The organism is Thermosynechococcus sp. JY1331 (assembly GCF_031583475.1).
In the GTDB taxonomy this organism is placed as follows: Bacteria; Cyanobacteriota; Cyanobacteriia; order Thermosynechococcales; family Thermosynechococcaceae; genus Thermosynechococcus.
This window is the reverse complement of sequence record NZ_CP134180.1, coordinates 566,972-588,385: the sequence shown is the minus strand read 5'-3', so window position 1 is coordinate 588,385 and position 21,414 is coordinate 566,972. Positions and strand designations below refer to the sequence as shown.

Sequence of the window (21,414 nt, the reverse complement as noted above, 5' to 3'; positions counted from 1 at the left end):
GTGATCACCACGTGGGATCTCGAAAGACATAGGCAGTAATCTGGGTACCATCCTCGCCATCGCCCGCAATCGTAGAAATACAGGCGCGAATTTCCTCGCCATCCTCCAATTCCAACGTACAGGCACCACAACTGCCCATGCAACAACCCGTGGGAATGTCGACCCCAGCGCGCGCTGCAACGCTCAGCCAACTTTCACCCACTTCGGCCTCAACGGAAACCTGATCCGGCACAAAGGTGACCTTAATCATGGCCTGCCTTCATGATACGTTCCCATCAAATACAGTAACGCCATCCGTACCGCCACCCCACTGGTCACCTGCTGATTCACTAAACTAAACTGCGGATCATCCAGCAATGCCGAACTCAATTCCACGCCGCGATTCACCGGTCCCGGATGCAAAACCCGCACCTGGGGTCGGCATAGGCGCAGCCGTTCATGAGTGATACCAAACTGCTGATGGTACTCCCGCAAACTGGGAATCAGGTGCTGATCCATACGTTCCCGTTGCAGGCGCAGCGTCATCACAATATCGGCATCAGCAAGGGCGGGTTCCAGTGTCCAGTGGAGTGTTGCTCCATAGTCTGCAAATTCTGGCGACAAGAGGGTGGGTGGCCCTGCCAAGTGAACATCGGCACCAGCGGTCTTGAGGCTGTAGAGGTTCGATCGCGCCACACGGGAATGGCGAATATCCCCGACAATGGCAATTTTCTTCCCCTGCAACAGGGCACAGCGGGGCTGACGCGGATCGTAGAGTTGACAAAGGGTAAACAAATCTAGCAGGGCTTGGGAGGGATGCTCGTGCAAGCCATCACCGGCATTGAGAACCGCCACCTGAGCGCCAAGGCGATCCATTTCCGCCGCAATCGTATGGGGCACCCCCGACTGCTGATGGCGAATCACCATGAACTCTGCCCCCATCGCCCACAGGGTCTTAGCGGTATCGAGGATCGTTTCCCCTTTACTCAGGGCCGAGGTACCGGGCGAAAAGTTGAGAATATCCGCAGAAAGACGTTTGGCCGCCAGTTCAAAGCTATTGCGGGTGCGCGTCGAGCTTTCAAAGAAAAGATTAGCAACCACCCGCGCTTGCAGGGTGGGGACTTTTTTGGTGCGACGATTCAGGACTTCCTGAAAACTGAGCGCTGTTTGCAGCACAATATCTAGCTCCGCCACCGTAAAGTCTTGCAGGGAGAGGACGTGGCGACGCTGCCATTGGAGGGGGGGAGTGAGGGTAGGCGTCATGGACAGGGGGTTAGGGTTTGAGCAAGATCAGCCGCTGTCAGTTGTTCGTAGCGTTCAAAGGGTTGATGGATCCACGGATTTTCCGGCAGGTAATGAACATAGTAGTCCGGACGAATACAAGAGGCCGCTTTGTACCAGAGAACGGCAGTGCGCACTTCCTCCACCGCAAAGCCATATTTGACCTCTAGCCAGCGCAGGGTTTTCTGCAAGGAAAGGCCAGAATCTACCAAATCATCCACTAAGAGGACATGACTGCCAAGGGTAGCGGTGGTCATGGTTAAATCTCGCGCAAAGGTGATGCGACCCCGCTCTTGGTTATTGACACCGCCATAGGAGGACACCGCCAGAATCGCGAGGGGTTGATTAAACAAGCGGCTGAGAATGTCCCCTACCCGCAGCCCCCCCTTGGCCAAGCAGAGGATTTGATTGAACTGCCATCCCGATTCATAGATAGCGATCGCCAACTGTTCAATGGTGCGATGGTACTCGTCCCAATCCACGTAGAGATCTGCCATGGTGCCTAAAAGCTGGCCTTGAACCAAGAAATAGGGATAAACAGCAGCTTGCGCCAGTCAGAGACAAAGGCGCGCCGATTAAAGACATCGTAATCGTTGGCTTCGATGACATCAAGAATCTGGCGATAGAGCATCAATGCCGACCACACGGGCCAACGGGCATCCCGCTCTAGGTAGGCCACCCCCACTTCGGCTTCCCGATAAAATTGCCGTGCCCGCTGAATTTGAAAGCGCATCAATGCCCGCCAGCGATCGTCAATCACTCCCCGCTGCAAATCTTCTGCGGTGTAGTTAAAGGCAGCCAAGTCCTCTAAGGGCAGATAAATCCGCCCCCGCCGCATATCTTCGCCCACATCCCGCAGGATATTGGTGAGTTGATTGGCAATGCCAAGGGCGATCGCTTGATCCTTGAGGGTGCCTTTGGCCTGATAGGGATCCACCCAGGGGGAACACAGGCGATCGCTGTAGGGGTTTCCCCCCATCACCTCAAGGGACATGAGGCCGACGGTACCGGCCACGCGATAGCAATAGAGTTCTAGTTCAGCAAAAGTTTCATAGCGACTGCGGTGCAAGTCCATGCGCTGGCCAGCAATCATGTCCCGAAAGGGCTGGATGTCGAGGGGGTACTGTTCCAGCGTTGCCGTTAGAGCTAAATCCATGCCATCGTGGGGACGTCCAGCAAAAATGTCCTCAAGGCGCGCTTCCCACTCATCAAGGGTGGCCATGGTTGTCGTTGCGGCTTGGGGGCCATCCACCAGTTCATCGGTGCGCCGACACCAGACGTAAATTGCCCAAATGGCGCGGCGCTTGGCGGGGGGCATCAACAGCGTGCCGAGGTAAAACGTCTTGGCATAGGCGGCAGTGACCTGACGACACAACTCGTAGGCCTCGTCGAGGGAAATCAGGGGAGGGACGTACTCGGCTCTAGGCAGTTGCAGCATTGGCGGCAGTTTGAATAGAGGTTTTAGGGGGCTGCGGGGCGTTGCTCTCTGCGAGCCGCTTCGCGATCGCCTGCGCTGTCAGCTTACCAGAAAGTACCGCACCTTCCATACTCCCTAGGTAGGGCTGCATCGTGTAGCTCCCCGCAAGGAAGAAGTTGGGAATGGGTGTGGCCTGATCCGGACGAAAGGCTTGGCGACCGGGGGTGGCTTTATAGACTGAGCGGGGGGTTTTCACCACCGCCGTTTTCAGCACTTTAGCAGGTTCCGGTAGGTGATTGGGGAAGAGTTTGGCCAGTTCCGCAAGGGTCGCCTCAACAATCTCCTCATCACTGCGGCCAATCCACTCCGCAGCAGGCGCCAATACCAGCTCTAGCATTGACTTGTCGGGATCAGCATAACCCTTGCAGGTTTCGCTCATATCGGCATAGACACTCAACAGGGGCGATCGCGAGAAAAGGAGATGATCCACTGTCGGCAATTTGCGATCAAACCAGATTTGGACGTTAATCACCGGGACGCCTTCGAGGCCATTGAGTTTCTGGAAAAAGGGTAGGTCTTGCCACGGCTTCGGCAGCAGCAGTTTAATGGCATCCACCGACATCGCTGAGACATAGGCATCCGCTGTGACTTCAAAGCGCTGTTGTCCCTCGCGATCGGCCATGACAAAGGACTGCACCGAGAGATCCTCATTGAGGACAATCTCCCGCAGAGCCACATTGGCGTGCACTTCACCGCCCCGCGCGGTCACATAGTCCACAATGGGCTGACACAACCGTTCGGGGGGTGCCCCATCCAAGAAGGCAATTTTTGAGCCATAACGTTCCCGCAGAAAGCGGTTCATCGCCGTCAGGGGAATCGTGGCCGAGACCTCATCGGGGTTCAGGAAGGTCAGTGCCTTTGAGGCCGCAATAAAAATGTCGGAGTTTACCCGCTCATCAATCCCTTGGCGTTGCAGCCATTCGAGGAGGGTGTACTTGTCCATTGCCTCGACGTATTTTTGGCCGCGCACGATCGCTGGCCACAGCCCCAAGGCAAAGCGGAATTTCTGCTCCCACGTGAGCATATCGTTGTTGCGCAAAATGGAGAGCAGTACATTAAAAGGCGCAGGAATATCGGGAACATCAAACCACGAGAGCACCCCCGGCTTTTCCGGTTGATTAAAAATCAGGGCATGGCGTTTCCATTGCAGGCGATCGCTAATCCCCAATTCCGCTAGGAGTTGCAGCATATTGGGGTAGGCACCAAAAAAGGCGTGCAAGCCCGTTTCCACCCAATCCCCATCGGCATCCTGCCATGCCGCCACCAAGCCACCAAGGACATTGGCACGCTCAAACACCATGGGGGTATGTCCTGCATCCACTAGATACTTGGCGCAAGCTAAGCCCGCTAAGCCACCACCGGCAATTGCAACTCGCATGAATGACGCTACCCTAACTGACGAAGATGAACGCAACCCCCTAGGGGGACAAAAAGCTGTTCATATTATATTTACAAAACGTTACGGAGACACCCGCTTTAGCCTAATGTTGGGCCTGAATTTGCCAAATAGGCCGTACTTCCCATCGGACCAAGGTAGCGGCAGAGGTAGGGCGAAAAGACTTCATAAATCAGCGTAATGGGACGGCGATCGTGCCAAAAGAGATAATGCCGCCCCCAAAAAGGCCCCGCCTCGCCAAAGGCTGCCGCCAAGGTTTCAGAGTGCCCGAGATACACCGCCTGAATGTCGCGATAAAGCTCCACCTTGCGTTGGGCGAGGTTCGTCCAAATGGGCATGGCACGGTTTTGTAAATACTCATCCACATGGGCAGCTTCCCACCAAGAGGTGGCGTAGGCCAAACGTTGACCTGAAGCGGTGCGTAGCCACACTTGACGCCGCAGCCGCGGGCCGGGAATCAGTTGCAGTTGTGCCGGGGCGCGATCGCTGGCATGGCCAATGGCCGACATATCTATCACGTCCACTTCCGTGGTTTCACCCGTCAGCAGTTGCAAGTGGCGGGTGGGGGAGCCATCCCCAAGAATCAGGATTTGCCACGCCGGCGCTAAAAGATCATGAGGTAATCCTTGGGCGATCGCCACCGCGTCCCCCTGCCAAATGGGATCAAGGGCATACCAAGGGGTGGAGCAGGTGGAGGGCAACAGCGAAACAGTCAAGGACGGGACACAGTGCTTAACAAAACTTCGTCAATTGTAGCAAGGATTTTATCCGTCCTTCAGGATGGCACGAAAGACCCAGACCTAGAGTACAGTCGTAGTGAGCAGCAATCTTGGGGCAATCTCTATGGCAACCACCGCAGCATCTACCCTAGAACTGACACCGGAACAAACGGCCATTTGGATTAAGGGTCTCTTGAGCATTGCCGGCGCCGATGGTCACTTTGATCCCGAAGAGAAGCAACTGATTGCGAGCCTGATTCGCGAGGAAATTGCCCCAGAAATAGATCTTGAACATTTTGCCCCGGTCACCGATGAAGAGCTGGTGGCCACCTTTGGCGGCGATCGCGCCCTTGCGGAAAATTTCGTGCGTACAGCCGTGATGGTGGCGCTTGCCAATGGCATTTACTCCCAACCAGAGGATGCCGAACTGCAACGCTTTTGCAACGCCTTGGGACTGGAAATTGCTGCCCTTGAGTCCCTGAAGCACACCCTTGATGGTCAGCACGAGAGCAATGAACAAACCCTGCGCCTATTGGATCCCGTGCGCCACTGGCTGGATGGTTTAGAGGTCAAAGATGCCAAGGTGGCTCGCTTTCTCTGCCGCCTGATTCCCCCCCAATGCCCCTTTGAGCGCGACATTACCCTTTTTGGTCGCAAGATTGTCCATATTCCCCCCCTCTGTAAACTCAATCCCCTTTATGATCAATTAGTGGGGTTGCGCTTCCGCTCGCTCAGCTATTTGGCCAACGAGTGTGGTGAAGATATTACCCCCTACTGTTAGATGGTGCTGACCCGTTTAGATGCCAAACCCAACCAAACCGAAAATTGCCTTTGCCCACCTTGGCTGTGATAAGAACCGCGTGGATACGGAGCACATGATTGGCCTGCTGGCGGCAGCGGGCTATGGGGTGGGTACCGATGAAACCGAAGCCGACTACGTTATTGTCAATACCTGTAGCTTTATCCAAGCCGCCCGCGAAGAGTCGGTGCGCACACTGGTAGAACTGGCAGAAGCCAATAAAAAGATTGTGATCACAGGCTGCTTAGCGCAGCATTTTCAAGGGGAGCTCCTAGCAGAGATTCCTGAGGCGGTGGCCGTCGTTGGCAGTGGCGATTACCAGCACATTGTTGAGGTGATTGAGCGGGTAGAAACGGGTGAGCGGGTGCAACAAATTAGTGCTGTGCCCACCTACATTGCCGATGAAACCGTTCCTCGCTACCGCACCACGCCGGAACCGGTGGCCTATCTGCGGATTGCTGAGGGCTGTGACTATCGCTGTGCCTTTTGTATCATTCCCCATCTGCGGGGCAACCAGCGATCGCGCTCCATTGAATCCATTGTCAGTGAAGCCCATCAACTCGCCAGCGAGGGCGTCCAAGAAATCATTATTGTTTCGCAAATTACCACCAACTATGGCATTGATCTCTATGGTCAACCCCAACTCGCGGCGCTGATCCGTGCCCTTGGGGAGGTGGATGTGCCTTGGATTCGCTTGCATTACGCCTATCCCACGGGGCTAACGCCTGAGGTGATTGCAGCGATGCGGGAAACTCCTAACATCTTGCCCTATCTGGATTTGCCGTTGCAACATTCCCACCCAGAGGTGCTGCGGGCGATGAATCGGCCTTGGCAAGCGGGGGTGAACGATCGCCTGATTGAACGGTTACGGCAGGACTTACCCGAAGCAGTGATGCGCACGACCTTTATTGTCGGCTTCCCCGGTGAGACTGAGCACCACTTTGAGCATCTCTGCCAGTTTGTGCAGCGCCATGAATTTGACCATGTGGGGGTCTTTACCTACTCCGCTGAGGAAGGGACTGCCGCCTATGATCTGCCGGATCAGGTTCCAGAGGCGATCAAAATGGCGCGGCGCGATCGCCTGATGCAACTGCAACAACCCATTGCCCAGCGCAAAAATGCTGCTGAAGTGGGCAAAACCGTACCTGTGCTCATTGAGCAGGAAAACCCACAAACTGGGGAATTGATTGGGCGATCGCCCCGATTTGCCCCCGATGTTGATGGTGTGGTCTATGTGAAGGGAAGAGCCACCTTGGGCACAATTGTCCCCGTGAAGATTACTGCTGCTGATATTTACGATCTGTACGGCATCATCCCTGCCTAAGTACGGTTTTACTCCTAGGCAGATTGGAATCATTGGGGCTATGGTCAAGGCAGTTGGGGACGTTGCATCGGCTGCTATGGGACGCTCGCATTCCACCATTGATCGGTATGATACCCGTGCTGGCGATCGCTTTTGGCAGTGGCAAGCGGGGGTTGCTGCTTTAGAAAGATTATTGGCAGTCACGCATCCCATTGAGGGCTTTTTAGTTTCCTTCCCCAGCCTCATTCTTCAAGATTGTCCCCTAAAAACCTATGTCCTCATGCCCCAAGGGCGATCGCTGCCCTACCTGCCCCCTACAGACGCCAATCCTGCTTTGCCAGCAATGACCCTTTTGCCCGCAGCGCGAGAAGGCATGAATCCCTTTTGCCTGCTTCTGAGTCCAGAGGTCAATCTTTTACTGATCTATCAAGGGGAACGCGGACTGCACTTTTCCTTTGCCCCTGAGGAAATTCATGCTTTTTGGCAGCAATTGCGGCAGCAACTTCCCTTAGCCAATCTCGACCCCATTGATCAGTGGCTGGCCAGTGTCGAGATGGTGCCCCCCAGCTATCGTTTGGTGAGTCAGTTTGCTCAATGGCTGCTGGACTATAGTCAACCGGCGGCCACGCCCCTGACTGTGACTTCTACCCCCATGGCTGCGGATATTAGCCTGCTGCAAGCCCTTTCCCACGAGGTGCGCACTCCCCTCACCACCATCAATACCTTTATCCAATTGCTACAACGGCAAGAGAATCTACCGCAGCGCACGTACCAGTATCTGCAAAAGATTGGTCAAGAGATTCAGGATCAAATCACCCGCTTTAATCTCCTGAGTGATGCCGCCGAAATCTTCACTAGTCCTAGCCCCAAACCCCCCCTTGCGTTTGGGCAAACCCACTTGACGGAACTCTTCACGACCAACTTGGCTCGCTGGCAAAAACAGGCGGCGCGTCGTCAAGTCAAATTGGTTCTCGACTATCCGCCCAATTTACCCCTTGTTCTCAGTGATCCAGCGTCTTTGGATCAGGTCTTGACTGGGTTAGTGGAATACTATAGCCAAACCCTTGCCCCAGAGAGTGAACTGCAATTGGTGGTGCAGCGGGCAGGGCAGCACGTGAAGCTAGAATTGCGATCGCCCCAGTACAAACACCGCAGCGATCTGGCCGCCTTGGGGCACCTGCTCCTGTGGCATCCCGCAACCGGGCAACTGAGTCTCAACTTTCAGGCGGCAAAACTCTTAATAGAAGCAGTCGGCGCTAAGGTCATTCAACGGCGCGATCGCCAAGCGGGCGAAATTCTCACCCTTTATTTGCCCATTGCGGAAGAGAGTGGCTGACAGCGAGGACAATAGTGACTGGAGCGTCCCGCTAAGCGCAGCCGTTCAATCGTTGTGCCACAGACGCGGCAGGCTTCCCCCTTGCGACCATAAACCCATGCCTGCCCCCCATAGCGACCATTCACCCCCGCCGGAGTGACAAAGCTACGAATTGTCGTACCGCCCGCTGCAATCGCTTCCCTCAGCACTTGGCGAATCACCTGATGGAGGTGAACGATCTGCTCAATCGTTAGGGTGTAGGTGGGTAGGGCGGGGTGCAGACCACTCAAGAAAAGACTTTCATCGGCATAGATATTCCCCATGCCGGCAACAACGGTTTGATCCAAAAGTGCCGTTTTTAGCGCGCGACGATAATGCACCAACCGCTCCGCCAAGAACCAAACTGTAAAGGCCTCACTCAGGGGTTCTGGTGCCAAGCTGGCCAGTGTGGGAATCGCCTTTTCGGGGCGGCAGTGTGCAGGAATCCACCAACAGCGACCAAAGGTGCGTTGATCCACAAAGCGGAGTTCTGCCCCCGTTGCGAAAAACCAGCGCAAACGGGTATGGGGGCAGGGAGGCTGGGGAGTCGTCAGCCACAACAACTGGCCGCTCATGCGCAGATGAATCACGAGGCGACTGCCGTCATTGAGGGCGGCCAAAAGGTACTTGCCCCGCCGATGCCACTGTTGAATAGAGCGATCGCGCAGGTGATCAATAAACGCTTGCGGCTCTTCAGGAAGCGCAATAGAACGGGCTAGAAGCACCTCCACCCCCACAATGGGTTGCCCAAGGGTGACCACCTCTAGCCCACGACGTACGGTTTCAACTTCCGGTAATTCCGGCACGGTCTCAGAAACTATTTACCTTTTTTGGGCGGAGCCACTTCTTGCACTTCGTGCAGCGCAAAGTTATTGGTGTTCACACCGCTGGCACTGCCGCTGTAGCCCGTGTAATTGACTTTGTCGAAGCGCACAATCACAGGATATTTGACGCCGGGGGTTTGATCCACAGAGGCGACGGTGCCCACTTCGTTGTACCAGTAGGATTCAGGGCGGAGAATCTTGACTTTAGAACCACGTTGCACCATGAGTTATCGTCCTAAAAATTTCTCAACGGCTAGAGTTAAGCCTACTATGACTACTACGGCTTGTTACGCTCACTCCACAAAATTTCACAGAGCACCCCATCTCTGGAACCCAGCAAAGGGCGGTTATGGGTTGGTCGCGTGACGAATCTCGGTGAAAAAAAGGCTGTATACTAGCGGGGAACTCCTTTCCATCATCCTGTTATGGCTAATACTGTCGAAGTGATTAAGCTGTCTGGGGTCTTTGGTGGCCCCCAAGCTCAGGAATTTCGTCAAACCATTGGTGAGCTGGTTCAAGGGGGGACTCAAGCCCTATTGCTGGATTGTGGTGAGGTCACCTTCATTGACAGTTCTGGCTTAGGCGCTCTTGTTGTTGCCCTAAAAACCGTCCGGGCAGGTGGGGGACAGCTTTACCTATGCAATATTCCCAAGCAGATGATGATGCTCTTTGAACTCACGAGCATGGATAAGGTCTTTCACATCCTCAAAAATGAGGAAGAGTTCTTTTCATTGAATCTACCTTCCCAAGGGGCAAGTAACTAGCTTCCCCTGCTACAATAGGCGATTCAGTTATCTGGCAACCAGTTGTGACCCCACCGCACTAGCCAATTGTTCGAGCATCGTTACTGTTGTCGCAAAGTCCACGCAGGGATCGGTAATACTTTGACCATAGACCAACTGCGAGAGATCCTTGGGAATCGGTTGATTACCCGCCTTGAGATGGCTCTCGATCATCACACCCGCCAAATAACGGGAACCTTGCTGTACCTGCTGGGCAAGATTTTCACACACCAGCACTTGGCGTTGGGCATCTTTGGCAGCGTTGGCATGGCTACAATCCACCATCAGGCGGGGGGTGAGTCCCTTACGCTCTAGGAGGGCAGCCGCCATTTCGATGTGAGCGGCAGAATAGTTAGGGCCCTCTTTGCCGCCGCGCAGTACAAGGTGAGTATCGGGATTCCCAGTGGTGGCAACAATACTGGCACGGCCTTCAGCATTAATTCCCAGAAAATGGTGTGACTGCTGTGCCGCGATCATGGCATTAATTGCCGAATCTAAGTGACCATCGGTGCCATTTTTGAAGCCTACGGGCATCGAGAGACCCGACGCCATTTGACGGTGGGTTTGGCTTTCCGTCGTACGAGCACCAATGGCGGTCCAACTCACAACGTCAGCAATGTACTGGGGAATGATTGGATCGAGCAATTCTGTAGCGGCGGGCATCCCCAAGTTGGCCAAATCCAGCAGCAGCTTCCGTGCGAGGCGTAACCCGGTGTTGATATCATAGCTGCCATCGAGGTGCGGATCGTTGATCAGCCCTTTCCAGCCTACAGAGGTGCGGGGTTTTTCAAAATAAACCCGCATGACAATTTCAAGACTATCCCGCAGGCGATCGCGCACCTGTGCCAACTTTTCCCCGTATTCCAAGGCTGCCTTGACATCGTGAATTGAACAAGGCCCCACAATCACCAGCAGTCGGCGATCGCGCCCCTTGAAAATGTCACGAATGCGATCGCGGGTTGTGGCCACAAGGGTGGCTTGGGATTCGGTCAGCGGCAAATCCGCCAGCAGGGTAGCAGGCGTCAACAAGGGTCGCGTCTCAACAACGTGAAGATCAAACGTTTGCGGCATGGATCAGCAATCAGCACTTTTTTCATCATACCTCTCTAGCTACGATCCGCACGCCACAGTAGGGCGATCGCCACCACCAAGCCAATACCGTGGGGCAACCACGCTGCTGCAAGGGGGGAGAGGGTGCCAATCGTCCCCAGTGCACCGAGAAAAAACGTGAGCACGTACTGACCAAACACCACTGCCACACTAATGCCAAATCCTTGGCGCCCCCGCCGTTGGGAGGGACTGAGGCCAAACCCCACCCCCAAAAGGGCAAACACCACCGCCAAGAAGGGCTGAGCATAGGCCTGAGCCAGATGAACCTTGAGGGCACGCACCAGTTCTGGCTCTTGATTGGGATCGAGACGTTGCAGCGCACGGCGTGCTTGGGTGATCGAGAGTTCATCCACATCTGTTGGCCGCAGTTGTTGAGATTGGGCAGGCCGCGGCAAGCGGATCTCCTGTTGATCAAATTGCAAGAGATTGCGGCTGACTCCCGTGTGGGTAATCAAATAGGCTACCCCCTGAGAGAGTAACCAGCGACTCTCACGCACATTCCACTCAGCGGATTCAGCGCTAATGACCTGAGTCACCTGTGGTTGTGAAAAGTCCAAAACCGTGATTCCCTGAATGCGGCTGCCATCAAAGCGATGCCCATAATACAGTCGCCGCACATCTCCTTGGCGATCGTACTCAGGGTAGAAAATATCGGTGCCTGAGCCGAGGGTACGCTCCTGTTGCAGTAACTCCCGCATGAGTTTTTGCGATTCATACTTGGCGATGGGTACGGCGATTTCATTGAGCGCAAGGGTCAACCCACTCACAAACAACGCAAAAACCACCACAGGGACGAGGACACGGCGCAGACAAATCCCCACACTGCGCAGCGCAATCCACTCCCCCTCCTCTGAGAGCCGACTCATCGCCCCCACAACCGCGAGCAACACGGCCATCGGAAACACCAAGACCAAGACGCTGGGCAGTTGATAGCCAATCAATTGCAGCAAAATCGTTAGGGGCAGTTGAGCATCGGCAATTTGTCGCACCAAATCAAAAATCGTGCCGACGGTCAGCGCCAAAGTGGTAAAGATTGTAACGCCAAAAACAAACCCCGGCAGCAGTAGCGAGAGAAGATACTGATCTAACTTGGGAAGGGTCGGCAACCAGATCCGCCGCAGTGCTCTGATCATGTCTAGAAGCGAAAATCCTCACCGAGGTAGTATTGCCGCACTTTGGCATCCTGGGCCAATTCCCAGCTATTCCCTGCGGCTAAAATCTGCCCTTCCCGTAAAATGTAGGCGCGGTCAATAATTTCCAGCGTTTCCCGCACATTGTGATCGGTAATGAGAATGCCCATTTGGCGATCGCGCAGCTTGGCAATCATGTCCTGGAGGTCATGCACGGCAATGGGATCCACGCCCGCAAAGGGTTCATCGAGCAGTAAAAAACTGGGGCCTTGCTTACCTGCTGCCAAGGCACGGGCTAATTCGGTGCGCCGCCGTTCTCCCCCTGAGACTCGCCGACCGAGGGTGTGGGCAATGTGGGTGAGGCGGAATTCCGTGAGCAGTTGATCCAAGCGATCGCGCCACTGCCGCCTCGGCACTCCCGTCTCCTCTAAAACCAAGAGAATATTTTCAGCAACCGTCAACTGGCGAAAGATACTCGGTTCTTGGGGCAGATAGCCAATGCCCCGCCGTGCTCGCTGATGTAAGGGAGCTTGGGTAATATCCTCATCATCCAGCCATACTCGGCCATCATCCGGTCGTTCAATCCCCGTTGCCATGTAAAAGGTTGTCGTTTTCCCTGCACCATTGGGCCCCAGCAGACCCACCACCTCTCCGCGAGCCACCGAGAGACTGACGTGATCCACCACCCAACGACTGCCATACCGTTTACATACCCCCTCTAGGCGAAGCGTGGTCGGTAGCGCAAACCGCCCATTAGGGCTGCACAGGTGTAAGAATTTGTTGGTTAGGGTCATCGGGGATCATTAAAATAGATTCGACTTGGCGGCTGGGGGCGGGCAGAGCGACAAATTTTGCTTCCTCAATAAGATATGTGATGGTGTCAGCGCGGAGACTGTTCCCCTGTTGCAAAACATACACATTCCCACTGAGGACAATGCGCCCCTCCCGGCTAAAGTATTGTGCTTGTGCCGCCGTGGCCTGAATTTGGCGGGCGGGATAACGCAGTTGCACATTGCCCCGTGCCGTGATCACGCCTGTGACGGCATTCGCCTGCTGCACATCGGCCAAAATGGTAAGTGCTTGGGAAGGCGTTTCTTGGGAGTCTGCGGGCTGCCAGAAGAGGGGAGCGATTGCTAACCCTACCCCCAGTGTACCCAGCGCCAAAAGGCGGGATGGCCATCGGGAACAAGAGTGCAACATTTCCTTAAAGTCTCCGCCACAATGTCTTTATCCTAGTGGATAAGGGAAAATTTCCGCATCATGCCCGTTTACTTCTATTGGGGGGAGGATCAATTCCGAATCGAGCAGGCCGTGAAAGACCTACGGCAACAAGTGGTCGATCCCCTGTGGGAGAGTTTTAACTTCGAAAAATTTGCTGGGGAGGATGCTGAGGCCGTTCAAGCCGCGTTGGCGCAGGTGATGACGCCGCCCTTTGGAGAAGGCGATCGCTTGGTGTGGCTAGTGAATACGACCTTGGGTCAACGCTGTAGTGCGGAACTACTCGCAGATTTAGAACTCACCTTGCCGCAAGTTCCCCCGAACTGTCATTTACTGCTCACCAGTAGCCAAAAACCCGACAGCCGCAGTAAAGCCGTCAAGCTGCTGCAACAGCATGGCAAGATTCAGGAATTTAGTCCGATTGCCGCTTGGAAAACCGCTGAGATTGAACAGCAGATCCGTGAGGCGACTCAACGCTATCCAGTTCGCCTGCCCCCAGAAGGAATACAACTGCTTGCCGAAGCCGTCGGTAATGACAGTCGCCAACTCCACAATGAATTAGAAAAATTGGCCTTGTTTGCGGGCGATCGCCCCCTTACCGCTGAAGACATCACCACCCTTGTTCATGCCACCCAACAAAGTAGCCTCACCCTTGCCAGTACCCTGCTGCGGGGAGACACAGCCACTGCCCTGAGCCAACTGGAGGACTTGCTACTCCAAAATGAACCCCCCTTGCGCCTTTTGGCCACCCTGACGAAACAATTTCGCACGTGGTTGTGGGTCAAGTTGCTCAGCCATGAGCGCGACAATCAACGCATTGCCAAGCTCGCCGAAGTGGCAAATCCGAAACGGGTCTATTTCCTGCAAAAAGAAGTGAACGCTGTTGCTTTGCCGGCCCTTCAAGCCTGTTTGCAGATTCTCTTAACCACAGAGTATCAACTCAAGCTAGGGGCTGAGCCAGTGGCGACTCTACGCCAAGGGATGATTCAGCTTTCCTTGGCCTGCTCACGGCGTTCTTGGGGCGATCGCTCTGGCGGCGGTGACAATTGACTCGGCGGCAACCGCGAAGGTTTGCGACTGGGACGATTCCACGTTTGCCATGCGGCTTTTACCCCGGCAAAAACACTACGGGTGGTCACTTTCGCCTCTTGAACTTGGCGTTTTGCCGCTGCAATTCCTTGATCCACCTGCTTGACGACATTGCCTGCACTTTCTACCCCTTGGCTAATGTCGTCGGTGAGATCGCTAATCTCTAGACCCGTCAAGCGAATTGCTTCTAGGGTAGGGGGCAGTTCACGCCCCAAGGTATCAAAGAGCTTTTCGGCACTGCGCGCCGCCCGTGCCAATTCCATAAACGCCGGAATCGCAGCAACCAGAACGGCTGCCAAGCATACGGCCACTAATACCAGTGACACCGCCAACCAAAAAATTGGTTCTGTCACGTTGGTTCGTCCACTGAATCCTGCGGGGGATGTGTCCCGATACTATCACGACTTCCCTAGGGACAACAGTTACGGGAGTGACGCCCAAGGCAAACGCCCATTCGAAAATTTAGGAAAGAGCCGTAACATTCATGGCCAAAACCAAGCGCAGCTAGCAAGTTTGCTACCAAAATTCGCCGCAGTGCTCCGTCTATAGCGCAAAGCGGTTAGGTGGTAGTGAGGTGATAGGCGACCAGAGGGAGCGGTCACTCAATCTCAGCTTGTTGCTGGATATATTGAGCTAGCACCAAAAATCGGGTGCGACTAATAGCTATAATCCACTCATGCTCACCCTGACGTACGAGTACAAACTAAAACTAACCCAGCAGCAGGCCAAGCAGATCGACCACGATCTAGAGGTGTGCCGCAGGGTTTGGAATCCCGCGCTGAGGGAGCGCAAAGACTGGATTGCTTCGCGCAAATGTCCAGTCAATGCCTGCTCTGTGCATAGCGAGTACATTATCCCAGCGGATGCCCCCTATCCCAGCTTCAACGTGCAGTGTCAACGGTTGACCCAAGCAAGGCAGACCAACCCTGATTTAGCGGCGGTTAACGCCCAAGCATTGCAGCAAGTTTTGAAGCGGGTGGTTGGCGTCGATGTTGGCCTAGAATACTTTCTCTCCACCTCGGACGGACTTCAACTAGCACGACCCAAGTTTTTCCTAGAGATGCAACGCAAGCTTCAATTGCTGCAACGCAGACTGAAGTGGAAACAGATTGGATCAGCCAACTGGAAGAAGATTCAACGCAAGGTGGCGAAGCTGCATGAACAGATTGCCCGCACCCGCAGGGACTTTCACTTCAAGGTCGCTCACCAGCTTTGCGACGGGGCTGACGTGATTGTGGTGGAGGACTTGAATCTGATTGGCCTCAGTCGTGGGACGCTGGGCAAGCACATGCTGGATGCGGGTCATGGGTCATTCCTGAACGTGGTGTTGCCTTGGGTGGCCTGCAAGCGTGGCAAGGCGGTTATCAAAGGGAGCAACACAACCCTAGTTCCTAATCTGTTGAATATTCTGTTGAATAGGTTGATTGTTGTACTGATTGTTTAGGACTATTTGCCGTGGGCACTGAATCCCATTCCCATTCTTCCCCTTCCCTGCATTCCCATCCCCATCATCACAGTGAGGAATCGCTGCGGGCGATCGTCAATCGGCTCTCGCGCATTGAAGGGCACGTGCGTGGTATCAAAACGATGGTCCAGGATAGTCGCCCTTGCCCAGAGGTACTGATTCAAATTGCCGCAGTGCGGGGAGCGCTGGATCGGGTGGCACGGCTGATTCTCGATGAGCATTTGAATGAATGTGTGACTCGTGCCGCTCAAGAGGGACGCATTGATCAGGAACTCGCAGAACTCAAAGCTGCCCTTGATCATTTTTTGGGATAATGATTTGGGATAGTGTAAGCAATGCCAATGCCTGTTGTAGTTGTCATCAATTGGGTACTGGGAATCATCCTCGCCATTTTTACCCTGATCTTTCTGGTGCGGATTGTCCTCACTTGGTACCCCCAGATCAACCTCACCCAAGGGCCATTAAAGGCGATTTACTGGCTTTCAGAGCCTGTACTGGCACCAACTCGCCGCGTCGTGCCGCCCCTTGGGGGAGTGGATATTAGTCCCATTATCTGGGTGGGTATTGTCACGCTCCTACGGGAATTGCTCGTGGGGCAGCAGGGACTGTTGTTCATTCTGTTTCCACCGGCCTAGTGGGGACAGCAACAATCCTCAGCCCGAAACCATTTCTCAAGTGGGCGGGGGGCAAGTCGCAATTGTTGAGCCAAATGGCTCCCTATTTACCCCATCAATGTCGCTGTTATGCTGAGCCGTTTTGTGGGAGCGCGGCGCTCTACTGGTATCTGTTTGGTCAAGCCCAGCGGGGCGAGTTTCAGTTTCAGCAGGCGCGGTTGAGCGATCGCAACCCTGAACTAATGAACTGCTACCAAATTGTGCGCGATCGCGTGGAGGACTTAATTCAAGAACTCACGGCATATCGCCAACAGCACAGCGAAGCTTTTTACTACCACATTCGTAGCTTAGATCAGCAGCAACTTGATCCTCTTACGCGAGCGGCTCGCTTCATCTATCTGAACAAAACCTGTTTTAACGGCCTCTATCGTGTTAATCGTGCCGGGCAGTTCAACGTTCCCATGGGTCGTTATCGTAATCCCCAAATTTTTGATCCAGAGGCTCTGCGCCAAGCGAGCCTTGCTCTGCAAAAGGTGACATTGAGTGTGGCGGATTTTCAAGAGGTCTTAACTTGGGCAACGGCGGGGGATTTTATCTACTTTGATCCACCTTACTATCCTCTTTCTAAAACAGCCAGCTTCACCAGTTACACTGATCAGCCTTTTGGCGAAGCAGAACAGATTGCCCTAGCCAACGTTGTCGCTGAGTTGGCTCAACGGGGATGCTACGTCATGCTTAGCAATGCTTGGGTTGAACCCATGCTGCACCTGTATCGATCTTGGCACTGTATTGAACTCAAGGCCAGCCGTGTGATCAACTCCAATCGCCACAAACGCGGTAAGATTAGCGAGCTGCTGGTTGTCACCTATGGCTATTTCGAAAGGGAGTGAGATATTTTCAAGAGGGATAAGCTATACTCAAAAATTCATGAATATCACTCAAGAAGCCACGGAATGTTGTGCCTGTGTTTGCCCCCGAGGTCAATCCCATGGAGCGGTTGTGGCAACATCTGCGAGCAGCATGAGCATGGCAGTCGTTCGAGGCGCTGGAAGCCCTGCGTCAAAACCTGCAAGCTGTATTGTTACAACTGACGACGGCAGTGATTCGTTCTTTGACGGGCTGGTCATTTATTACACAGCCTTTATTAACCCTATCTTCAAATTGAATTGGTATTATAAAGCAAATATAAAAACAAAGATTAAAAACCATAATATTGAATTCCTTTATTTGATAAGATTAAAAAAATTATTAAAGTTTTTAAGCGTTAACCAATTTCTTGAATTCCAATTACTTAATAGCCTTCTTAATAACCCTGCGATTTGAAAAATGATCAAATAAAACATCAATGATCAAGAATAAAAATTTTACTGGTAATTCCCTAGGCGATTAAACTACGTTATAGTGGCAGTGCTATTTCGATATTTTCGATAGCAGTACCGCAGATAGGTTTTCAGGAGGTGTCCAATGCTCACGGAAACTCGTCCCCGTGATGTTCAAGTCGCAGAAATTGCGCCCGGGGTTTTGGTCTTGCGATCGCGCACTTGGGATCGGCTGAAGTTTGAAGTGGAGTACGGCCGTCAGCAGGGAACCACCTCCAATTCCTACCTGATCCGAGCACCCCAACCCGCCCTGCTGGATCCGCCAGGGGAATCCTTTACCCAAATTTATTTGCAGGAACTCCAGCAGCACATTGATCTGAGTCAACTGCGGTACCTGATTCTCAGTCATGTCAACTCCAACCGTCTGGCGACCGTCAAGGTTTTGCTGGAAAAAGCGCCCCAGATCATTATCGTCTGCTCTAAGGCAGGGGCAGTAACCTTGCGCTCCACCCTTGGCGAGCAATTGAATCTCTGGATTCCCCGTGCGGAAACACCCCTAGAGTTAGGGGGCGATCGCCAACTGGAGTTTATTGCTGCTGCTACGCCCCGCTGGCCCGATGGCTTGATCACCGTTGATCCTCAGAATCAAATTGTGTTTACCGATAAGCTCTTTGGTGCCCATGTCTGTGGCGATAGCCTCTACGATGAGCAGTGGAAAAAACTCGATGCGGATCGTGCCTACTACTTTGAATGTTTGCATGCGGCGCAAACCCGCCAAGTGGAAAGCATTTTGGATCGCTTGGTAGAACTGACACCGCCACCGCGCCTCTATGCCCCCGCCCACGGCCCGATCGTCAAGTTTAGCCGTAGCCGCCTTTTTCAGGACTATCGCGACTGGTGCCAAGCCCAAACGGAACAGGACACCAAGGTGGCACTTTTCTATGCCTCTGCCTATGGCAATACAGCAATTCTAGCCAACGCGATCGCCCAAGGCTTAACCGCCGCCGGGGTGCAAGTGGAGGCCATTAACTGTGAAACCACACCCCCAGCAGAAATGCAAGCCCTGATCCACAGTAGCGACGGCTTTATCATTGGCTCGCCCACCCTAGGGGGACACATGCCGACACAGGTGCAGACCGCCTTGGGGTTCATCTTGGCGGAGGGCAGCCAAACCAAGCTGGCGGGGGTCTTTGGCTCCTATGGTTGGAGTGGCGAGGCCATTGATGACATTGAACAAAAGTTGCTTGATGCTGGTTATACCCTTGGCTTTGAAACGCTGCGGGTGAAGTTTACCCCCACGGCGAGCGATCTTGAAAAATGCCAAATTGCGGCCAACGAGTTTGCCCAAGCCCTGAAGAAACTGCGCAAGAGTCGCACCGTCCGCCCCCCCAGTCTCGTGGAGGCACAGGTGGATCGCACCGAGCAGGCAGTGAATCGGGTCGTGGGTTCCCTGTGTGTTCTGACCACCCTACCGGAAGGGTGTTTTCACCTCACCCAAGCGGCAGCGATTTTGGTGTCGTCGGTCTCCCAAGCCTCGTTTAATCCCCCCGGTATCACAGTGTCCTTGCCGCAGGAATGGGCAGAAAGCCTCTGCTTGGTGGGCGATCGCTTTGTCTTGAATATTCTCAAGGAAGGCAGTCCCCTCGTGCGCCAATTTCAGCAGGCACAACGCCTTGGTGAGCAACAATTAGCCACCCTTGGCCTCAAAAGCGCTGAGAGCGGTGCCCCCATTTTGCTCGATGCCCTTGCCTATTTGGAATGTACTGTAGAGTCCCGCATGAACTGTGGCAACCACTCGCTGATCTATGCCGTGGTCGAGAGTGGTGAATTGCTGCAAAGCAGTGGCTTAACGGCAATCCAACATCGCAAAACCAGCAGTTAGCACAGGGAGCTAAAACGCATTTTCAGCCGTTAATTCAGCCGCTTGTTGCTGTGCTAGCTCCTCGGGATGGGTGAGCAGGTAGAGCATTGGCAGATCTTCTTCGCGAATATGGCGCACGACTAGGGCACCAATCGCCTCAATCGTCTCTGGCGTCAGCTTTTCGGGATGACCCTGCACCTGCTCAAGCACCCCACTCAAATCCCGTAGCAGATTTTGGTGAGCCGCACGGTGGGAGAGATAGAGGGGATGGTTGGCAGCAGCCATCAGAGTTTCTTCGTGCTGGAAGTGGCGTCCCGTTTCGCTGGCGCACTCTAGTAATTGCGGCTTCACTTGCGAAAAGGTTGCTCCCTCAGCGATCGCCGAGCGTAATTGCTGTAACATCGCCAGCAGTGCCTGATGTTCCTGATCGATTTCCGCCAAGCCAGAGACAAACTCCGCTTGCCATGCCAGCCCATCCATCAATTAACCCTCCAGACTGCCACAGGGAAAAGACATTTTGACGTACTGTGTTCAGCCTAGCAGCCCTGCATCGCAGGAGCTGGGCACCGTTACAAAGTGTAGCGGACTGGCGCTGTTGGCTAAGAAGCCTTAACGGCCACCCAATACTTACTCATAAAGTGGTGCTGCACCTCTTTAACCACCAGACCCGCCTTTTCTAAGCGGATGTTGAGATCATCTTCAATGTAGTTGCGGTAAAAGGGTTCGTGGAAAAGGTTGGCAAAGTTTTCCATCATCGGGCGCTGCTCCGGGGAATCCAGGGCTTGAATCGAGTCACAGATGACAAAGACGCCCCCCGGCTGAAGAACGCGGGCGCATTCATTGATCACGTTTTGGCGCACTGGGGCGGGCAGTTCATGGAAGAGAAAGACACAGGTGACGGCGCTAAAGTAGTTGTCCACGTAGGGTAGGGTCTCGGCATTCCCTTGAATGAGTTGTGGCAGATCACCCGTCTGGGTGGCCAGTAGGGAGTTGGCTTTGCGCAAGTAGGTGGGCGACAGATCAATGCCAAAGAGGGCTGCGGCCGGGAAGCCATAGCGCAGTTGTTTTAGGGTGCGACCGGTGCCACAGGCAACATCGAGAATGCGTACAGGTGGCGTAGGAGGATGAGTGGCGAAATGTTGGGCAATGGGAGCAATCACGCGCCGCCGCATCGCATCTGCCGTACCGCCAAAGAGCAGTTCCACTTGAACATCGTAGAGGTTGGCGGAGGTTTCACTGAGGTAGCCATCGGTTTGGTAGTGGAAGTTTTGGCGATAATACTGCGGATAGTCCTCAAGGCGCACGTCCTTGGCAAATTCCTGAAATTGGCGCGATCGCGCCCGCTGCCACATTCGCGGCAAATCTAGCCACAGCACTGGATAAAAGCGCAAAAACTCTTCCCAAGGGGCATCAAAGAGAAGTGTGGGGGGATACAAGCCAGCCGCCGCATCCTGCCAATCCTGCTGGAGTAGGGCTTCATAACGTTCCTTGAGCCATGCTTGCAACTCAGGGCTAAGGGGTTGCGTCCGCTCTTCGGTGGGAAAGAGGGTATTCAAAAGACGCGCACTCAGGGTTTTGTGGGCGATCGCAAAAATGTTTTTGCCCCATTGCAAGGCTTGATAACCACTGTGCAGCGTCTCTTCCACAAAGGGCAACTGAGAGGCAAAGGGCGCAACCAACATAGCTCTTAACTA

General features: G+C 54.0%; 26 protein-coding genes. 11 read left to right on the top strand and 15 right to left on the bottom strand.

What is annotated here, in order from left to right; genetic code table 11:
* Positions 1-4: 4 nt before the first annotated feature.
* The 6 genes from RHJ31_RS02710 to RHJ31_RS02685 all read right to left on the bottom strand — a co-directional run bounded on the left by RHJ31_RS02710 (position 5) and on the right by RHJ31_RS02685 (position 4,849).
* The gene (locus tag RHJ31_RS02710; protein WP_302677281.1) at positions 5-250 is read right to left on the bottom strand and encodes a 2Fe-2S iron-sulfur cluster binding domain-containing protein; all 246 of its coding nucleotides are present in this window, start codon (positions 248-250) and stop codon (positions 5-7) included.
* Entirely contained in the window at positions 247-1,242 is a 996-nt protein-coding gene (locus RHJ31_RS02705) for an aspartate carbamoyltransferase catalytic subunit (protein WP_302677280.1), read from the bottom strand. Before RHJ31_RS02705 ends, RHJ31_RS02710 begins: the two co-directional genes overlap by 4 nt.
* Complete coding sequence (locus RHJ31_RS02700; protein ID WP_149820490.1) at positions 1,239-1,757, bottom strand: phosphoribosyltransferase; 519 nt, start codon at positions 1,755-1,757, stop codon at positions 1,239-1,241. Before RHJ31_RS02700 ends, RHJ31_RS02705 begins: the two co-directional genes overlap by 4 nt.
* 5 nt (positions 1,758-1,762) lie before the next feature.
* Positions 1,763-2,698 (bottom strand): phytoene synthase, encoded by a 936-nt coding sequence (locus RHJ31_RS02695; RefSeq protein WP_206200965.1) that lies wholly within the window; start codon positions 2,696-2,698, stop codon positions 1,763-1,765.
* The gene (pds, locus tag RHJ31_RS02690) at positions 2,682-4,115 is read right to left on the bottom strand and encodes a 15-cis-phytoene desaturase (protein ID WP_302677279.1); all 1,434 of its coding nucleotides are present in this window, start codon (positions 4,113-4,115) and stop codon (positions 2,682-2,684) included. Before pds ends, RHJ31_RS02695 begins: the two co-directional genes overlap by 17 nt.
* Before the next feature lie 98 nt (positions 4,116-4,213).
* On the bottom strand, positions 4,214-4,849 hold the full coding sequence (locus tag RHJ31_RS02685) for a chorismate lyase (RefSeq protein ID WP_302677278.1): 636 nt from the start codon (positions 4,847-4,849) through the stop codon (positions 4,214-4,216).
* A 127-nt stretch (positions 4,850-4,976) separates the two neighbouring features.
* On the opposite strand from RHJ31_RS02685, the gene RHJ31_RS02680 reads away from it, so the two are divergent.
* The 3 genes from RHJ31_RS02680 (at position 4,977) to RHJ31_RS02670 (ending at position 8,290) form a co-directional block, all read left to right on the top strand.
* Positions 4,977-5,633, top strand: a complete 657-nt coding sequence (locus tag RHJ31_RS02680) for a Mo-dependent nitrogenase C-terminal domain-containing protein (RefSeq protein ID WP_302677277.1) — start codon at positions 4,977-4,979, stop codon at positions 5,631-5,633.
* 19 nt (positions 5,634-5,652) lie between these two features.
* The gene (rimO, locus tag RHJ31_RS02675; protein WP_302677276.1) at positions 5,653-6,975 is read left to right on the top strand and encodes a 30S ribosomal protein S12 methylthiotransferase RimO; all 1,323 of its coding nucleotides are present in this window, start codon (positions 5,653-5,655) and stop codon (positions 6,973-6,975) included.
* A gap of 76 nt (positions 6,976-7,051) precedes the next feature.
* Positions 7,052-8,290 (top strand): sensor histidine kinase KdpD, encoded by a 1,239-nt coding sequence (locus tag RHJ31_RS02670; RefSeq protein ID WP_302677275.1) that lies wholly within the window; start codon positions 7,052-7,054, stop codon positions 8,288-8,290.
* On the opposite strand, the gene RHJ31_RS02665 is transcribed toward RHJ31_RS02670, so the two are convergent.
* Positions 8,260-9,114 (bottom strand): DNA-formamidopyrimidine glycosylase, encoded by an 855-nt coding sequence (locus RHJ31_RS02665; RefSeq protein ID WP_302677274.1) that lies wholly within the window; start codon positions 9,112-9,114, stop codon positions 8,260-8,262. The genes RHJ31_RS02670 and RHJ31_RS02665 overlap by 31 nt on opposite strands.
* Positions 9,115-9,125: 11 nt before the next feature.
* Positions 9,126-9,356: a photosystem I reaction center subunit IV gene (locus RHJ31_RS02660; RefSeq protein WP_011057407.1), complete on the bottom strand. Its 231-nt coding sequence runs from the start codon at positions 9,354-9,356 to the stop codon at positions 9,126-9,128.
* A 201-nt stretch (positions 9,357-9,557) separates the two neighbouring features.
* Here RHJ31_RS02660 and RHJ31_RS02655 point away from each other — a divergent pair, with 201 nt between their 5' ends.
* Positions 9,558-9,896 (top strand): STAS domain-containing protein, encoded by a 339-nt coding sequence (locus tag RHJ31_RS02655; RefSeq protein WP_206200958.1) that lies wholly within the window; start codon positions 9,558-9,560, stop codon positions 9,894-9,896.
* 27 nt (positions 9,897-9,923) lie between these two features.
* Here the strand turns inward: RHJ31_RS02655 and RHJ31_RS02650 are convergent, their stop codons facing one another.
* Genes RHJ31_RS02650 through RHJ31_RS02635 form a run of 4 tightly spaced genes read right to left on the bottom strand, consistent with a single transcriptional unit; the run spans position 9,924 to position 13,354 of the window.
* A complete protein-coding gene (locus RHJ31_RS02650; protein WP_310437983.1) occupies positions 9,924-10,985 on the bottom strand; it encodes a 3-deoxy-7-phosphoheptulonate synthase in 1,062 nt (353 codons plus the stop codon).
* Between the two features lie 35 nt (positions 10,986-11,020).
* A complete protein-coding gene (locus tag RHJ31_RS02645; protein ID WP_206200956.1) occupies positions 11,021-12,157 on the bottom strand; it encodes an LptF/LptG family permease in 1,137 nt (378 codons plus the stop codon).
* A 2-nt stretch (positions 12,158-12,159) separates the two neighbouring features.
* A complete protein-coding gene (gene lptB / locus RHJ31_RS02640; protein ID WP_302677272.1) occupies positions 12,160-12,948 on the bottom strand; it encodes an LPS export ABC transporter ATP-binding protein in 789 nt (262 codons plus the stop codon).
* Positions 12,908-13,354: an LptA/OstA family protein gene (locus RHJ31_RS02635; RefSeq protein WP_302677271.1), complete on the bottom strand. Its 447-nt coding sequence runs from the start codon at positions 13,352-13,354 to the stop codon at positions 12,908-12,910. Before RHJ31_RS02635 ends, lptB begins: the two co-directional genes overlap by 41 nt.
* Before the next feature lie 60 nt (positions 13,355-13,414).
* Between RHJ31_RS02635 and holA the strand changes: the two genes are divergently transcribed.
* Positions 13,415-14,422 (top strand): DNA polymerase III subunit delta, encoded by a 1,008-nt coding sequence (gene holA / locus RHJ31_RS02630; RefSeq protein ID WP_302677270.1) that lies wholly within the window; start codon positions 13,415-13,417, stop codon positions 14,420-14,422.
* On the opposite strand, the gene RHJ31_RS02625 is transcribed toward holA, so the two are convergent.
* Complete coding sequence (locus RHJ31_RS02625) at positions 14,359-14,814, bottom strand: hypothetical protein (protein WP_206200953.1); 456 nt, start codon at positions 14,812-14,814, stop codon at positions 14,359-14,361. The two genes, holA and RHJ31_RS02625, sit on opposite strands and share 64 nt — an antisense overlap.
* Before the next feature lie 323 nt (positions 14,815-15,137).
* Here RHJ31_RS02625 and RHJ31_RS02620 point away from each other — a divergent pair, with 323 nt between their 5' ends.
* From RHJ31_RS02620 to RHJ31_RS02595, 6 genes are all read left to right on the top strand, one after another.
* Positions 15,138-15,905 carry a transposase gene (locus RHJ31_RS02620; RefSeq protein WP_302677269.1) on the top strand — a complete coding sequence of 256 codons (768 nt, stop codon included), beginning with the start codon at positions 15,138-15,140 and terminating at the stop codon, positions 15,903-15,905.
* Between the two features lie 11 nt (positions 15,906-15,916).
* Positions 15,917-16,240, top strand: a complete 324-nt coding sequence (locus RHJ31_RS02615) for a metal-sensing transcriptional repressor (protein ID WP_149820521.1) — start codon at positions 15,917-15,919, stop codon at positions 16,238-16,240.
* A gap of 27 nt (positions 16,241-16,267) precedes the next feature.
* A complete protein-coding gene (locus RHJ31_RS02610) occupies positions 16,268-16,561 on the top strand; it encodes a YggT family protein (protein ID WP_315862959.1) in 294 nt (97 codons plus the stop codon).
* Complete coding sequence (locus RHJ31_RS02605; protein WP_302677267.1) at positions 16,561-17,430, top strand: DNA adenine methylase; 870 nt, start codon at positions 16,561-16,563, stop codon at positions 17,428-17,430. Before RHJ31_RS02610 ends, RHJ31_RS02605 begins: the two co-directional genes overlap by 1 nt.
* On the top strand, positions 17,408-17,863 hold the full coding sequence (locus RHJ31_RS02600; RefSeq protein ID WP_302677266.1) for a hypothetical protein: 456 nt from the start codon (positions 17,408-17,410) through the stop codon (positions 17,861-17,863). Before RHJ31_RS02605 ends, RHJ31_RS02600 begins: the two co-directional genes overlap by 23 nt.
* Positions 17,864-18,004: 141 nt before the next feature.
* Complete coding sequence (locus tag RHJ31_RS02595) at positions 18,005-19,741, top strand: diflavin flavoprotein (RefSeq protein ID WP_302677265.1); 1,737 nt, start codon at positions 18,005-18,007, stop codon at positions 19,739-19,741.
* Positions 19,742-19,750: 9 nt separating this feature from the next.
* On the opposite strand, the gene RHJ31_RS02590 is transcribed toward RHJ31_RS02595, so the two are convergent.
* Together RHJ31_RS02590 and RHJ31_RS02585 are read right to left on the bottom strand one after the other, a co-directional pair.
* On the bottom strand, positions 19,751-20,200 hold the full coding sequence (locus RHJ31_RS02590; RefSeq protein WP_302677264.1) for a hemerythrin family protein: 450 nt from the start codon (positions 20,198-20,200) through the stop codon (positions 19,751-19,753).
* 119 nt (positions 20,201-20,319) lie between these two features.
* Positions 20,320-21,402, bottom strand: a complete 1,083-nt coding sequence (locus RHJ31_RS02585) for a class I SAM-dependent methyltransferase (protein ID WP_302677263.1) — start codon at positions 21,400-21,402, stop codon at positions 20,320-20,322.
* Positions 21,403-21,414: the final 12 nt, after the last annotated feature.

What these genes read in the sequence shown, in the direction of transcription:
- RHJ31_RS02710 (WP_302677281.1), bottom strand. Translation starts at nt 250, where the DNA reads ATGATTAAGGTCACCTTTGTGCCGGATCAGGTTTCCGTTGAGGCCGAA.
- RHJ31_RS02705 (WP_302677280.1), bottom strand. Translation starts at nt 1,242, where the DNA reads ATGACGCCTACCCTCACTCCCCCCCTCCAATGGCAGCGTCGCCACGTC.
- RHJ31_RS02700 (WP_149820490.1), bottom strand. Translation starts at nt 1,757, where the DNA reads ATGGCAGATCTCTACGTGGATTGGGACGAGTACCATCGCACCATTGAA.
- RHJ31_RS02695 (WP_206200965.1), bottom strand. Translation starts at nt 2,698, where the DNA reads ATGCTGCAACTGCCTAGAGCCGAGTACGTCCCTCCCCTGATTTCCCTC.
- pds (WP_302677279.1), bottom strand. Translation starts at nt 4,115, where the DNA reads ATGCGAGTTGCAATTGCCGGTGGTGGCTTAGCGGGCTTAGCTTGCGCC.
- RHJ31_RS02680 (WP_302677277.1), top strand. Translation starts at nt 4,977, where the DNA reads ATGGCAACCACCGCAGCATCTACCCTAGAACTGACACCGGAACAAACG.
- rimO (WP_302677276.1), top strand. Translation starts at nt 5,653, where the DNA reads ATGCCAAACCCAACCAAACCGAAAATTGCCTTTGCCCACCTTGGCTGT.
- RHJ31_RS02670 (WP_302677275.1), top strand. Translation starts at nt 7,052, where the DNA reads ATGGGACGCTCGCATTCCACCATTGATCGGTATGATACCCGTGCTGGC.
- RHJ31_RS02660 (WP_011057407.1), bottom strand. Translation starts at nt 9,356, where the DNA reads ATGGTGCAACGTGGTTCTAAAGTCAAGATTCTCCGCCCTGAATCCTAC.
- RHJ31_RS02655 (WP_206200958.1), top strand. Translation starts at nt 9,558, where the DNA reads ATGGCTAATACTGTCGAAGTGATTAAGCTGTCTGGGGTCTTTGGTGGC.
- RHJ31_RS02650 (WP_310437983.1), bottom strand. Translation starts at nt 10,985, where the DNA reads ATGCCGCAAACGTTTGATCTTCACGTTGTTGAGACGCGACCCTTGTTG.
- RHJ31_RS02645 (WP_206200956.1), bottom strand. Translation starts at nt 12,157, where the DNA reads ATGATCAGAGCACTGCGGCGGATCTGGTTGCCGACCCTTCCCAAGTTA.
- lptB (WP_302677272.1), bottom strand. Translation starts at nt 12,948, where the DNA reads ATGACCCTAACCAACAAATTCTTACACCTGTGCAGCCCTAATGGGCGG.
- RHJ31_RS02635 (WP_302677271.1), bottom strand. Translation starts at nt 13,354, where the DNA reads ATGTTGCACTCTTGTTCCCGATGGCCATCCCGCCTTTTGGCGCTGGGT.
- holA (WP_302677270.1), top strand. Translation starts at nt 13,415, where the DNA reads ATGCCCGTTTACTTCTATTGGGGGGAGGATCAATTCCGAATCGAGCAG.
- RHJ31_RS02620 (WP_302677269.1), top strand. Translation starts at nt 15,138, where the DNA reads ATGCTCACCCTGACGTACGAGTACAAACTAAAACTAACCCAGCAGCAG.
- RHJ31_RS02610 (WP_315862959.1), top strand. Translation starts at nt 16,268, where the DNA reads ATGCCTGTTGTAGTTGTCATCAATTGGGTACTGGGAATCATCCTCGCC.
- RHJ31_RS02600 (WP_302677266.1), top strand. Translation starts at nt 17,408, where the DNA reads ATGGCTATTTCGAAAGGGAGTGAGATATTTTCAAGAGGGATAAGCTAT.
- RHJ31_RS02595 (WP_302677265.1), top strand. Translation starts at nt 18,005, where the DNA reads ATGCTCACGGAAACTCGTCCCCGTGATGTTCAAGTCGCAGAAATTGCG.
- RHJ31_RS02590 (WP_302677264.1), bottom strand. Translation starts at nt 20,200, where the DNA reads ATGGATGGGCTGGCATGGCAAGCGGAGTTTGTCTCTGGCTTGGCGGAA.
- RHJ31_RS02585 (WP_302677263.1), bottom strand. Translation starts at nt 21,402, where the DNA reads ATGTTGGTTGCGCCCTTTGCCTCTCAGTTGCCCTTTGTGGAAGAGACG.